Annotated in this window: 6 protein-coding genes and 2 tRNA genes; all 8 read right to left on the reverse strand. The window is 43.5% G+C overall.

Annotation, left to right across the window (positions count from 1 at the left end):
- Positions 1-80 precede the first annotated feature (80 nt).
- On the reverse strand, positions 81-3,740 hold the full coding sequence (gene rpoC / locus EKM82_RS08440; RefSeq protein WP_125767986.1) for a DNA-directed RNA polymerase subunit beta': 3,660 nt from the start codon (positions 3,738-3,740) through the stop codon (positions 81-83).
- A gap of 38 nt (positions 3,741-3,778) precedes the next feature.
- The gene (gene rpoB, locus EKM82_RS08445) at positions 3,779-7,375 is read right to left on the reverse strand and encodes a DNA-directed RNA polymerase subunit beta (RefSeq protein ID WP_125767988.1); all 3,597 of its coding nucleotides are present in this window, start codon (positions 7,373-7,375) and stop codon (positions 3,779-3,781) included.
- 1,032 nt (positions 7,376-8,407) lie between these two features.
- Entirely contained in the window at positions 8,408-9,658 is a 1,251-nt protein-coding gene (locus EKM82_RS08450) for a peptidase U32 family protein (protein WP_125767990.1), read from the reverse strand.
- Entirely contained in the window at positions 9,658-10,581 is a 924-nt protein-coding gene (locus EKM82_RS08455; protein WP_125767992.1) for a peptidase U32 family protein, read from the reverse strand. The genes EKM82_RS08450 and EKM82_RS08455 overlap by 1 nt, the downstream gene beginning before the upstream one ends.
- 701 nt (positions 10,582-11,282) lie before the next feature.
- On the reverse strand, positions 11,283-13,790 hold the full coding sequence (locus EKM82_RS08460; RefSeq protein WP_125767994.1) for an ATP-dependent Clp protease ATP-binding subunit: 2,508 nt from the start codon (positions 13,788-13,790) through the stop codon (positions 11,283-11,285).
- A gap of 18 nt (positions 13,791-13,808) precedes the next feature.
- Positions 13,809-14,279 (reverse strand): CtsR family transcriptional regulator, encoded by a 471-nt coding sequence (locus EKM82_RS08465; RefSeq protein ID WP_125767996.1) that lies wholly within the window; start codon positions 14,277-14,279, stop codon positions 13,809-13,811.
- Positions 14,280-14,796: 517 nt separating this feature from the next.
- A tRNA-Pro gene (locus tag EKM82_RS08470) sits at positions 14,797-14,870 on the reverse strand.
- Between the two features lie 98 nt (positions 14,871-14,968).
- Positions 14,969-15,040 (reverse strand) — tRNA-Gly (locus EKM82_RS08475).
- Positions 15,041-15,043: the final 3 nt, after the last annotated feature.

Genomic DNA, 15,043 nt, shown 5'->3' on the forward strand with positions numbered 1-15,043 from the left:
AAAAAAAGCGACCCGCGGCCAAATTGGTCGCGAATCGCTTTTTAATGTTTAAACTGACGCTAGATCAGCCTTAGCAGTGACTACTTCTCAGTAGGTGCATCAGCTGGTTGGTCAGCCTTTAATTTCTTTTCAATATCAGAGATTGAGTAGATGCTCTGTGAAGATGCACCAACCGTCTTTGGTTCCATATGACGATACTTCGCCATACCAGTACCAGCAGGCACAATCTTACCGATAATGACGTTCTCTTTCAAACCAATCAATGGATCATTCTTACCACGGATCGAAGCATCTGTTAAGACCCGAGTTGTTTCCTGGAAGGAAGCAGCTGATAAGAAGCTGTTTGTTTCAAGAGATGCCTTAGTAATACCAAGTAAGACTGGACGACCAGTAGCTGGGATACCACCTTTGATCAAGGTTGCTTGGTTCTGTTCAGTAAAGTCAGCAATGTCCATTAAAGTACCAGGCAAGATTTCAGTGTCACCAGGATCAAGTACCCGGATCTTCCGTAACATCTGCCGAACCATAACTTCCACGTGCTTATCACTGATTTCAACACCTTGCATCCGGTAAGTCTTTTGAACTTCGGATAACAGGTAGTTTTCAGTAGATAAGACATCACGAACGCGAATCAATTCCTTAGGATCAATTGAACCACCAGTTAACTTAGCGCCACGTTCGATGTGATCGCCTTCGGCAACCGCAACACTTGATGCATAAGGCACACTGTAAGTCCGCGTATCAGTTTTACCTTCAACGGTGATCTCACGAGTATGTTCAGCTGGGTTCTCATCAATGGCAGTCACTTCACCAGTAACTTCAGTGATAACGGCCAAACCTTTAGGATTACGGGCTTCGAAGATTTCTTGAACTCGAGGTAAACCTTGAGTAATATCTTCGCCACCGGCAACACCGCCGGAATGGAAGTTCCGCATGGTTAACTGAGTACCAGGTTCGCCAATTGATTGGGCCGCAACAGTACCAACTGCTTCGCCGACTTCAACTTCGCCACCAGTAGCCAAGTTATAACCATAACACTTCTTGCAGACACCATGTTTGGTGTTACATGTAAAGACGGAACGAATGGTTGCTTCTTCAACACCAGCATCAACGATCTTATGCGCAGTATCTTCATCAACTAACATGCCCCGTGGTGCAATGATCTCACCAGTTTCAGGATTGATCACTGATTTTTGCAAGTAACGACCAACTAAACGGTCAAACAAGTTTTCAATCAATTCGTTACCTTCGCGAATTGCCCGAACAACGATCCCACGATCAGTGCCACAGTCTTCTTCACGAACAATGACATCTTGAGCCACATCAACCAACCGCCGCGTTAAGTAACCAGAATCGGCTGTCTTCAAGGCAGTATCGGTCATCCCTTTACGGGCACCATGGGTTGACATGAACATTTCCATGACGGATAAGCCTTCACGGAAGTTAGATGTAACAGGGACTTCCATCATCCCACCGTTAGGCGCAGCCATCAAACCACGCATACCAGCAAGCTGAGTAAAGTTAGAAATAGAACCACGGGCACCGGAATCACTCATCATTGAGATTGGATTTGAAGGGTCAAATGAATCAACCAATTCTTGTTGAATATCATCTTTAGCATCATTCCAAATTGTAATGACCCGATCATGACGTTCTTGGTCAGTAATTAAACCACGACGGAATTGTTTAGAAACATTGGCAACCTTGTTATGAGCATCGTCAACGATTTTATCCTTGTTAGGCATAACTGGCACATCGGCAACACCAACGGTTAAACCAGAAAGTGTACATACGGTGTAACCTAATTCCTTCATGTCATCCAACAACTCAGAAGTCCGTTGTACCTTATAGATCTTAAAGACTTGGGCGATGATATCAGACAAGAAGCCCTTCTTGAATGGCGTAATTAAATCATCTTCAGCTAACTTATCATTAATGTCTTCGCCAGAAGCTAAGATATACTGATCAAGTTTGCCATCAATTAAATTATCATTCGTTGGTTCATTCAAGTATGGGAAGTCTTCAGGCAATACTTGGTTAAAGATTGCCTTACCAACTGAAGTAATCAAGACTTTATTACGATCTTCATCAGCAAATGGCTTCTTTGGCATTGACGAAATCGCCAAACCAATTCGGCTATGATAATGAACATCGCCATTTTGCATGGCTGTTAAAACTTCACCCATATCTTTGAAGATCATGCCTTCGCCTTCACGACCACGTTCTTCAAGCGTCAAGTAATAGTTACCTAAAACAACGTCCTGAGAAGGGGTAACGATTGGCTTACCATCTTTAGGAGCCAAGATATGATGAGCTGCTAACATTAACATCCGTGCTTCAGCTTGCGCTTCGTCTGATAAAGGTACATGGATGGCCATCTGGTCACCATCAAAGTCGGCATTGTAAGCTTCACAAGCAAGAGGATGCAAACGAATTGACTTACCATCAACTAAGACTGGTTCGAAAGCTTGGATACCTAAACGGTGCAATGTAGGGGCCCGGTTAAGTAATACTGGGCGTTCCTTAATTACATCTTCCAAAACATCCCAAACATCATCATCTTGACGTTCGATCTTCCGTTTCGCATTCTTGATGTTTGACGCGATATCGCGCTTAACCAATTCATGCATCACGAATGGCTTGAATAATTCCAAAGCCATTTGCCGTGGCACACCACATTGATAGAACTTCAAAGTAGGGCCAACATCAATAACCGAACGGCCAGAGTAATCGACACGCTTACCAAGTAAGTTCTGACGGAACCGACCTTGCTTCCCTTTCAGCATATGTGACAGGGACTTCAAAGGACGGTTACCAGGACCAGCTACTGGACGGCCACGACGACCATTATCGATCAAAGCATCAACGGCTTCTTGGAGCATCCGTTTTTCGTTTTGCACAATAATGTTTGGTGCGTTTAAGTCCAACAAGCGTTTCAAACGATTGTTACGGTTAATAACCCGACGATACAAATCGTTTAAATCAGAAGTGGCAAAACGGCCACCTTCCAATTGAACCATTGGTCGTAGATCTGGTGGAATGACCGGAATTGCTTCCATGATCATCCATTCTGGACGATTACCAGATTGGTGGAATGCGTCGAGAATATCCAAACGACGAATAGCGCGGGTCCGTTTTTGACCTTGAGCCGTTAATAAATCTTCTTTTAATTCTTTGATTTCTTTGCCAAGCTCAACTTTTTGCAACAATTCCTTGATGGCTTCGGCACCCATTTTAGCGTCGAAACGATCGCCGAACTCATCGAGACGTTCCCGATATTCTTGCTCAGTTAAAAGCTGCTTGTATTCCAAAGTTGTGTCGCCAGGATCAATGACAACATATGATGCAAAGTAAATGATTTCTTCAAGTGCCCGAGGGCTCATGTCCAAAATCAAACCCATCCGACTTGGAATACCTTTGAAATACCAAATATGTGAAACTGGTGCTGCTAATTCGATATGGCCCATCCGTTCCCGCCGAACTTTCGAACGAGTAACTTCAACGCCACAACGATCACAGACAATGCCCTTATAGCGGACACGCTTGTATTTACCACAAGCACATTCCCAATCTTTAGTTGGTCCGAAAATGCGTTCATCGAATAACCCATCACGTTCAGGTTTCAAAGTCCGGTAGTTGATTGTTTCTGGCTTTTTAACTTCACCATAGGACCAACTCCGAATCTTATCAGGCGATGCGAGTCCGATCTGCATGCTTTCAAACTTGTTTACATCGATCAAAGATTTAGACCTCCCTGTCTATTGTCAAGTGGCGCGACTTACTTATCAGTATTGTCGGAGCCATTCATTTCGGCCATCGCTTTTTTAGCTTCTTGCTCTTGCCGTTTCTTTTCTTGGTCATCAGAATATTTCTGCAGGGCATCATTGTTGGCGACATCATCTTCATCGTCATCCATGTCACGCAATTCGATTTCTTGATGATCGGCATCTAAGACCTTCATGTCCAAACCAAGTGCTTGTAATTCTTTAACCAGAACTCGGAATGATTCAGGAACACCTGGCTTAGGAATTGGTTCGCCCTTAACGATTGCTTCGTAAGTCTTAACCCGACCAACAACATCGTCAGACTTGTAAGTTAAGATTTCTTGCAAGGTATAAGCAGCACCATAAGCTTCCAAAGCCCAAACTTCCATTTCCCCGAAACGCTGGCCACCAAACTGAGCTTTACCACCCAGTGGCTGTTGCGTAACTAAGGAGTAAGGTCCGATTGAACGAGCATGAATCTTATCATCAACCATGTGGGCTAATTTCATGTAGTACATCACCCCAACGGAAACTCGTTTATCGAAGGCTTCACCAGTCCGGCCATCATAAAGAACTGACTTACCATCATGAGCCATATTGGCTTCTTTAACTGTATCCCAGAGATCCTTCTCGTTAGCACCATCGAAAACAGGTGTGGCGATATGAATGCCTAAGTTACGAGCAGCCATCCCTAAGTGTAATTCCAAGACCTGACCAATGTTCATCCGTGAAGGCACACCCATTGGATTCAAAAGAATATCAACTGGGGTACCATCTGGCATGTATGGCATATCTTCTTCAGGAACAACGATGGAAACAGTACCTTTATTACCATGACGGCCGGCCATCTTATCACCGACTTGGATCTTACGTTTCTGAGCGATATAAACCCGAACCATCATGTTGACGCCAGGAGCCAATTCGTCGCCAGCTTCACGAGTGAAGATTTTGACGTCTTGGATAATACCGCCACCACCATGAGGAACCCGCAATGAAGTATCACGTACTTCACGAGCTTTTTCACCGAAGATAGCGTGTAACAAACGTTCCTCAGCAGATAATTCAGTGACACCCTTAGGCGTTACTTTACCAACTAAGATGTCGCCATCACGCACTTCAGCACCGATGCGGACAATCCCAAATTCGTCAAGATCCTTCAAGGAATCTTCACCAACGTTAGGAATTTCCCGAGTCATTTCTTCAGGTCCTAATTTAGTATCACGTGCTTCTGACTCATATTCTTCAATATGGATCGACGTGTAAACATCGTCTTTAACTAAGCGTTCTGATAAAACAATGGCATCTTCATAGTTGTACATATTCCAAGTCATGAAGGCAATCAATGGGTTTTGACCTAAAGCCAATTCACCATTTTCCATTGCGGGACCATCGGCAATAATTTCACTGGCTTTAATTTGATCACCCTTGTGAACAATTGGCCGTTGGTTGTAACTCTTACCAGCGTTAGAACGACGGAATTTCATTAATGAATATTTATCTAAAGTACCATCTTCACGACGAATCCGGATTTCCTTAGCATCAACAAATTCAACGACACCAGGATGTTTAGCCAAAACAGCAATTCCTGAGTCATGAGCCGCTACATATTCCATCCCGGTCCCAATTAATGGGGCATGAGGATTGATCAATGGCACGGCCTGACGTTGCATGTTGGCACCCATTAAGGCCCGGTTTGAGTCATCGTTTTCCAAGAAAGGAATGCAGGCAGTCGCTACGGCAACTACTTGTTTAGGTGAAACGTCCATGTAGTCAACCTTTTCTGGGCTGATTTCGATGTTATCATCTTTATGACGCGCCAAAACAACCTTATCTTGGAAACTACCATCTTCATTTAATGGTGAGTTGGCCTGAGCAACAATATAGTTATCTTCTTCGTCGGCTGTTAAATAGTCGATTTTGTCAGTAACTTTATGGTCAGTCCAAGCAACCCGCCGATATGGTGTTTCGATGAAACCATATTTGTTAACAACGGCATAAGAAGCCAAGCTGTTAATCAAACCAATGTTAGGACCTTCAGGAGTTTCAATTGGGCACATCCGGCCATAATGGGTATAGTGAACGTCTCGAACTTCATATCCGGCTCGATCACGCGTCAAACCACCAGGCCCTAAGGCTGATAAACGCCGCTTATGAGTTAATTCGCCCAAGGGGTTGGTTTGATCCATGAACTGTGACAATTGTGAAGAACCGAAGAATTCCTTAATAGCGGCAACAACTGGCCGAATATTAATTAATTGTTGTGGTGTAACTGTGGCAATATCTTGAATGGACATCCGTTCCCGAACAACCCGTTCCATCCGTGCTAAACCAATGCGGAATTGGTTCTGCAATAATTCACCAACTGAACGAATCCGCCGGTTACCCAAATGGTCGATATCATCAGTCACGCCTAAACCTTCACGTAAGTTTAAGAAGTAATTGATTGAAGCAATAATGTCAGCTGGGGTAATGTGCTTAACCTCTTCAGGAACGTTGGCATTACCAATCAAGCTAACTTCTTTTTCAGGATCGTTAGGTGAAACAACTTTAATGACTTGAACAGTCATTGGATCCTTAACCACACCTTCATCAGAAGGTTGGAAAGTCACCGTCTTAAAGTCGTTACGTTCCAAGTATGGCAACAATGTTTCCATAACGGAACGATCAACTAAAGTCCCTTTAGCCGCTAAAATTTCACCAGTATCTGGATCAGCTAATGTTTCAGCTAACGTTTGGTTGATCAAACGATGTTTCATACCTAACTTCTTGTTGATCTTATAACGACCAACTGGTGCTAAGTCATAACGCTTTGGATCAAAGAAACGCGCATAAAGTAATGAACGAGAACTGTCAGCAGTCTTAGGTTCGCCAGGACGTAACCGTTCGTAGATATCCTTCAAGCCTTCAATAACTCGTGAGTCAGAAGTATCTTTATGAACATCTTTTTCCAAAGTGAGCATTAAGCTATCACTTTCGCCTAAGATGTCGATGATTTCTGAATCAGAGCCGAAGCCCAAAGCACGAATCAAAACAGACAATGGTAATTTACGAGTCCGATCGATCCGGACATAAGCAATATCCTTGGCATCAGATTCATATTCCAACCAAGCGCCTCGGTTAGGAATTGCCGTGGTCCCATAAAGAGTACGGCTGTTTTTATCAACTGAAGAATTAAAGTAAACCCCAGGTGAACGAACTAATTGAGAAACGATAACACGTTCGGCACCATTAATAATGAACGTACCTTGGTCGGTCATTAATGGGAAGTCACCGAAGAAAACGTCTTGCGTCTTAATTTCGTTTGTTTCGTGGTTGGTTAATTTCAAAGTGACGTGCAATGGTGCTGAATAGTTAGCATCATGTTGCCGTGCTTCTTCAACCGTGTATTTTGGTTCTAAAAGCTTGTATCCTACAAATTCTAATGATAAGTTTCCTGCGAAGTCATCAATGGGCATGATATCTTGGAACATGCTCTTCAAGCCTTCATCTAAAAACCATTGATAAGAATTTGTTTGGATTTCGATCAAATTAGGTAAATCCAGCACTTCTTTGATACGAGCGTAAGAACGCCGTGTCCGGTGCTTACCATATTTCACGATATGTCCTACCAAACCGTTCACCCCTTCAAAAAATTCAGCAGCTAAGATTTACAGTATCATTACAAATATTACAATTAGATTAAATCGATGATTTTACCGGTTTTTGAGTAAAAAAAAGACAAAAACAACTCGGATTAAACGATTTGCTTTTGTACTTATATAATCACTAACCGGACAAAAGATCGGCGTGATACTGCATATTTTGCTACAGTTCTTGTCAGACAAACTACATTGTACTTTTTTTAGGTGGACCTGTCAAGACAAGTTGCAGGTCAAAAACCGATGGCGCTGTGCAAACAGAATTGATTCTGACTGCATTGCGGGCTGCTTGGCGTGGAACGCGGCCGGCGTTGATTTGAGCTTATTGCTCCGCAACAATCTCAAATACAAGCCTTGTTCTAAGTGGCCCAGCCACTAAGAACAATTTGGCGGCTGACGCCAAGATCCCTCCATTTCGTCTGGAGTTGAATTAGTGCGCTTTAACTTCGTTAGTGCTTAAGTCAATTGTAGTGGGATAGAGCAACTCGATTCAAATTGTTGTCACAACTGAACAGTAGCACCCAAAAAGCCTATTGGCAGTTTCTGGTTTTATCCAGAAAAATTGTCAAACAGGCCTATTAGTACACTTAAATCTGTTTTTCTAAATATTGGTACTCAGTTCTGTTAATTTCATCAGGTGTTTGCTGGGCGATTGGCAGCTAACTTTGCTAATGACGCCTTGATATCTATTTAAAGCTAACGTGGACCAGCTTGGCTCAAAACGCAGTGGAGGCCCGCCGGGTTGTCAGCCGCCAAATTATTCTTAGCGATTTATCGCTTAGAATAAGACTCGTATTTGAACTTGTTGCATAGCAATAAGTTCAAATCGACGTCGGCAGCGTTCCACAACCCGCCGGCCGCAACGGAGTTGTCCGCCATTCTGCTCAAAACCAGTTTAGATTCAAATCGATAGCCACAGCGTCCCACGCCACCAAAATTGCCCAGCAACTACCTTCCTCAATTGGGAAAGTCTTGGTCCAACATAAATTTCAAAACACTAAAAAATTAAAGTTTTGATTGAGCGCGCAGGAAGTCGCCTGGTTTAACTGGTTGTTCGCAGGTAAAGTGAACAATTTCCATGGCATGTGGTGCCCGTTCAATTGCTTCATTTTTATCATCAAACAAGTCGCTGACTACTTGGGTATGATGAGCGAAATGAGGACCGTAGAATTCGATTTGATCACCAACACCGAAATTATTCCGCTGTTGAACGGTCACTTGCTTGGTGTCATCATCGTAAGCCAGAACCTCACCCACAAAAGCATAGTGCGGCAGCCGCCGACGCTTGCCGAACAGTTGAAAGTCCTCATTCGGTGTACCGTAATAGAAACCAGTTGAAAGCTCACGCTGAGCGACCTTCCACAATTCATCGACCCATTCTTGCTTTAACTGATAATGTTCGGGATCTTCACAGTAAGAACGAACCGCTGTTGAATAAACATTGGCCACGGTCGAGACATAATGAACGGTCTTCATTCGGCCTTCAATCTTTAATGAATCAACCCCGGCGTCAACTAAATCGGGAATATGTTCGATCATCGACATATCAACCGCACTCATGGAGAACTTCTCCAATTTGCCGTCAGTGCCATGACCTAACAATTCACGCTTTTGACCTAATTCAGGAATATCGAATAAATCGTATTTCCAACGACAATTTTGCGCACAACCGCCACGGTTAGCATCGCGCAAGCTCAAATGATTTGAAAGTACACAGCGACCTGAATAGCCGATACACATTGCGCCGTGAACGAAAGCTTCAATTTGAACATCAGTATGTTGCCGCATTTCTTTAATTTCTTCAATACCAACTTCACGGGCCAAAACAACTCGTTCCAAGCCTTCGCGTTGCCAGAAATTCAGCGTTTCATAGTTGGTTGCTGAAGCTTGCGTCGACAAGTGCACTTTCAATCCTGGAGCCTCAGTAATGGCCGTTTCAATCAACGATGGGTCAGACACAATCACTGCATCAATCCCAGCATCGCGGACGTGGCGATAAAATTCGCCGGCGCCAGCTAAATTCTGCTCATGAGCGACGATATTGGCAGCTACATAAACTTTGGCACCCCGCTCATGGGCATATTTAGCACCCGCAGCCATTTCCTCGAAAGAAAAATTGCCCGCGCGTGACCGTAAACCATAAGCGTCGCCACCGATATAAACCGCGTCAGCTCCGTAATCAATGGCAATCCGCAATTTTTCCGGTGTGCCGGCTGGTGCCAAAACTTCTGGATGTTTTACTGCTGTTTTTAACATTATTTCACCTCATTAGGATCTAAATCAAAGAAGCCATTATCCAAACCACGTTCTGCCGGCTGTAATTCATGAACCGTCTGATCAAGGGCCTGTAAGGCATCAGTTGTCGCTTGGCCTTGGTCCAGCAAATCGCGAGCCTGGGCAAAAGTCGCCACTTGCTTCACAAAATTCCCGGCGTCTGCATATAAGCCGTCCAGCTTCCAGCGACGTAAGCCTAAATCCCACAATTTTGGTAAGTCCAACATCAAGTCTAAATCATTGTTAGCAAAAATATGAGTCCCATTTAAATCTTCATAAATTGAGTAATGGGTTTCCTCTTTATGTGGCGCTGAAATAAACAAGCCACGCTCACGATCAGTTTTATTTAAATGTTCTTGGACAAAGTTAGAATAATTCTGTAGCAATGGCCGCCCTGATTGGTGAATGGCAATGGCACCATAAACGGTAACTTCAACGGGAATCTCAATTTGCTTGGACAAAGGCACCATTTCTTGATAAGGCACTTCATGAGCCAAAACGGCACCACTAGCCTGATGTTTGCCCCAGAAATTAATTTGCCGGGAACTAGTCACGAGGTCGGCGGCATCATAAATATAAGGTAAGTTCAATTGCGCTTGTTGTAATAAATAAATCGCGCCAGGATCACCAATTGACACTTCATCAACCCCGATTGTCGCCATCTTTTCCAAATAAGCCGCGACTTTCTTGATGCGATCATTATGGAAAATACCATTAACGGCCACTGTTACTTTGCGACCATTTTTGTGGGCTAATTCAACAATCTCAGCAATTTCTGCTGGTTTAAAACTATGTGGTAACCGTAACCCAAAATAATCCTCACCTAAATATAAACGATCAACACCAGCTGCAATTAAAGCTGCTGCCTGATCATAACTGGCAACTGTTGCCACTAACTCTGTCATTAAGAAGCCTCTTTCTTTTCGGAAGTTTAACAGTAAAAATCATAGCACGAATTCACCGTGTTGTGAACTCTACCAGTGCGAACGTAGGCGGTTATTTAAGAAATGTAGTAAAAATCAAAACCGTTAAAACTGGTGATGACGTTGAAACGGAATTAGTTCTGACTGCATTCCGGGCTTGCTGGTTGTGGAACGCGGCCGGCGTCGATTGATGCCAATTTTTCAAATTGTCATCAATACGAGCCTTTATCTAACCGCTGAAGCGGTAAGACAAATTTGGCGGCTGACAACCACGCCCTCCATTCCGTCTGGAGTTGAGGTAGTGCACTTCAGCTTGGTTAGAGCTTGAGCCAATTCTAGTAAAACTAATCAACTACATTCAAATTGTTATCACAACTAAATAAAAGTACCAAAAAAGCCTGTCTGACAGTTTCTGATTTTTATCCAGAAATCTTGTCAAACAGGCCTATTAGTTTACTTCAATCTGCTTTTCTAAATAGTGGTGCTGAATTCTGTTAGTTTCATCTGGTGGTTGCTGGGCGATTGGCGTCAGCTGTGAAATTTGTCTTGCTGCTTTAGCAGCTAGTCAAAGCCTCGTATTTGAGATTGTTGCGTTAGCAATAAGCTCAAATCGATGGCCACAGCGTTTTCCACGCCCACAAAATCGCCCAGCGACCACCACCAAAACTAGGGCAGTCTTGGCGTTAAGATTTAACCGTCTTTTTAGGTTTAGCGCTTGGTTTGGCATCCTGCACATTAACAGTGATTTTGCCTTTGCTGGCACCGATTGTGATCAATGAGCCTTCGTGAACAGTCTTAGCTAGTAACAACTCACTGACTTGGTCTTCAATATCCCGTTGGATGGCACGGCGCAATGGCCGCGCACCATATTCAGGATCGAAACCATCGGCGGCAATCACATCCATCGCTGCTGGGGTCAATTTCATGGTAATACCCTGATCAGCTAAGCGAGTCCGCAAGCGTTTAGATAAGATTCTAACGATTGTCCGTAATTGTTCTTTAGTCAAGCTATGGAAAACAACGGTCTCATCAATTCGGTTAAGGAATTCTGGCCGGAAGAATTGTTTCGTTGCTTCCATGATTTTAGCCTGCATTTCCTTTTGCTGATCAACCGGATTGTAACTACCAAAGCCGACTGACTTATCGTCACGCATGGCAGTAGCGCCTAAGTTCGACGTCAAAATCAAAATCGTATTGCGGAAATCAACACGCCGACCTTTGGCATCAGTTAAATAGCCATCATCCAAAACCTGAAGTAACAAGTTAAAGACATCAGGATGCGCCTTTTCGACTTCATCGAACAGGACGACGGAATAAGGTTTGTTACGAACCTTTTCTGTTAACTGACCGCCTTCATCATAACCAACATAGCCAGGAGGTGACCCGATCAAACGAGAAGTGGTGTATTGATCCATGAACTCAGACATATCGATCCGAATTAAATTATCCTCAGAACCAAACATTGCTTCAGCTAAAGCTTTGGCCAATTCCGTTTTGCCGACACCAGTTGGCCCTAAGAATAAGAAAGAACCGATTGGCCGTTGCGGATCTTTCAAACCACTACGCGCCCGCCGAATCGCTCGAGCAACCGAAGTAACGGCAGCATCTTGACCAACAACCCGTTCGTGAAGAATTTGTTCCAAGTTAATTAGCCGTTCGCTTTCTTTTTTCTGCAACTGAGTCAGTGGTACGCCGGTCCATTCAGAAACAACTTCAGCGACGTCTTCAGCTTCGACCTTTACATCACGGCGACTAGCATCAGGATCGGCAGCAATCAACTCGTCTAACTTCTTACGAAGTGACATTTCCTTTTGACGAATATCAGCTGCTTTCTCAAAATCTTGTTGCTCAATCGCTTGTTCCTTCTGATTAATGGCTTGGTTGACTTGTTGTTGTAACTGGTCAACAGGGCTTAAATCGCTGGCTTCATCCAAACGAACTTTGGCCGCCGATTCATCAATCAAATCAATCGCCTTATCAGGCATAAACCGCCCGACAATATAGCGATCAGCTAAAACAACTGCTTCGTGTAAAGCACTATCAGTAATAGTCACCCCATGATGGGCTTCATATTTCGGCCGCAAACCTTTCAAAATTTGCTCAGTCTCAGCTGGCGTTGGTTCGTCAATTTGCACGGTGGCAAAACGACGTTCCAAAGCCGAATCCTTTTCAATATACTTCTGATATTCATCTAAAGTTGTGGCCCCGATTAACTGCAGTTCCCCACGAGCCAAAGCTGGTTTCAAAATATTCGAAGCATCAATTGCCCCTTCAGCGCCACCAGCACCAACTAAGGTATGCAATTCATCAATAAAGAGGATCACTTGACCATCTTGATAAATTTCATCGATGACTTTCTTCAGCCGATCTTCGAATTCACCACGATATTTCGTGCCGGCAACTAATGACCCCATGTCGAGCATCATCAGGCGTTTTTGCCGCATATCACCAGGCACGTTGCCAGCCACGATCCGTTGGGCTAAACCTTCAGCAATGGCTGTTTTACCAACACCAGGTTCGCCAACTAAAACTGGATTGTTCTTAGTCCGCCGACTTAAAATTTGAATGACCCGTTTCACTTCACGGTCACGACCAACTACTGGATCCATCTTTTGCTCGCGAGCAGCTTGGGTCAAATCACGAGCTAATGAATTAAGGGTTGGTGTGGCGGATTGTGTTTTAGGTTGGGCATTGCGATTAGTCCGATTGTTAGCTGCCTTCTTCAAGTTAGCTTCGGACAGGCCCATTTTTTTCAAAAGAATTTGCTTTGTTTTTGACAGGCTTAAGCCTAAATTCGTTAGGATTCGCGCGGCTAAAATATCGTCTTCTCGCAGCAAACCTAAGAGAATATGTTCCGTGCCAATTTTAATGGCGCCGAGACGTTTAGCCTCGTCCCCAGCGTAGGCCAAAATCTGTTTGGCCTTAGGTGAATAAGGTAAGTAACCTTCATCATTGTCTTTCGCGGGGGTACTATCAACTGCACCATAGCCCGTGAAACGTTCAATTTCTTCCTTCACATAGTCAGGTGTAATGGTAAGTTGTCGTAAAGTTTTGCCGGCAATGCCATTTTTTTCCATCGTTAATGCCAACAGCAAATGTTCAGTGCCGATTGCATGATGGTGGAAATAACGTGCTTGCTCTTGGGCAATCACGAGGACATTACTAGCACTTTCAGTAAATAAGTTATCCAAGATACCGCCTACCTTTCTTTAAAAACGCTGATATCTTAAACCATTCAGTAGCGCACTCAGTAAATTCGCGCGGAGCGTATCTGTGGCCACTTGATCAGTTACGGCAAAAGCATCATCCGTTAACATCGTTGCGAGTAGCTGGGCTTCATGCGTACTTAGGACTTCATTATCTACCAATTGTTGCAAAATAGAAACAGCTTTTTCAAAAGAAATTTGTGGTGTTACTAAAGCTAACAATTGATTCAAATAATGGTCCTGATCACGATAACGCAACTTCTCGATGCGAATATAGCCGCCGCCACCACGTTTACTTTCAACTAAATAACCTTGTTGACTAGAAAAACGGGTTTTGATCACATAATTGATTTGTGAGGGCACACAGTTAAACTGGGCGGCAATCGAGGCCCGATTGATTTCAATCTGGCGATCCGCCGCCAGAATTTCCTTTAGATACGCCTCAATAATATCAGAAATATTTTGTCCGGCCATCTCACCATTCCTCTCTGAATTATTTGAGGTGCCAGCGAAGATCCGATTTGACCTTCATTGACCTTTATTATAAAAGAAATCATGACATCTGCCAACTATCAAGTTTGCAAAGTTAACTAATTGACGATAATCATTGATTTTCAACGAGGAGATGGCAAGAATTACTTAGCTAATTAAGCCAGGACAAGATCAAATCTGGGGCAAAATCAGCGCGCCTAAATTCAGAATGTCGCTACTTTTGTTCATCCTTATTGTGGCGGACTAAGCGGCCAATATTAAGTAATAAGGTGATGAAGTTCAGAATAACGGTTAACCAGAGCAACCGGGATTGCTGTTGTTTATTCATTTATTTTCTCTTCTGACTTATCTTGCTGAAAACAAACACTGCCAACAATTAATTGTCCCTAAAACACCACGAATCAAATACAAAACTAAACAAAAAAACTTAACATCAATTGATAATGTCAAGTTCATCAACTACAGACCGAGATCGGTACTGTTTGCATTATTTAGTTTATCGGGAAAACGGGATTCGAACCCACGACCTCTGCGTCCCGAACGCAGCGCTCTACCAAGCTGAGCTATTTCCCGAAGAAATCGATCAACTTCCTAAGTATAGCATAGAACTTAGGAAGTGATTATCCAATTTAAATAAAAAAATGCCTAAACTGATTTTTAGGCAAATAAAAAGCGGAAGACGAGATTCGAACTCGCGACCCCCACCATGGCAAGGTGATGTTCTACCACTGAACTACTTCCGCAAA

Source organism: Lapidilactobacillus wuchangensis, from assembly GCF_003946645.1.
In the GTDB taxonomy this organism is placed as follows: Bacteria; Bacillota; Bacilli; order Lactobacillales; family Lactobacillaceae; genus Lapidilactobacillus; species Lapidilactobacillus wuchangensis.

What these genes read in the sequence shown, in the direction of transcription:
- EKM82_RS08450 (WP_125767990.1), bottom strand. Translation starts at nt 9,658, where the DNA reads ATGTTAAAAACAGCAGTAAAACATCCAGAAGTTTTGGCACCAGCCGGC.
- EKM82_RS08455 (WP_125767992.1), bottom strand. Translation starts at nt 10,581, where the DNA reads ATGACAGAGTTAGTGGCAACAGTTGCCAGTTATGATCAGGCAGCAGCT.
- EKM82_RS08465 (WP_125767996.1), bottom strand. Translation starts at nt 14,279, where the DNA reads ATGGCCGGACAAAATATTTCTGATATTATTGAGGCGTATCTAAAGGAA.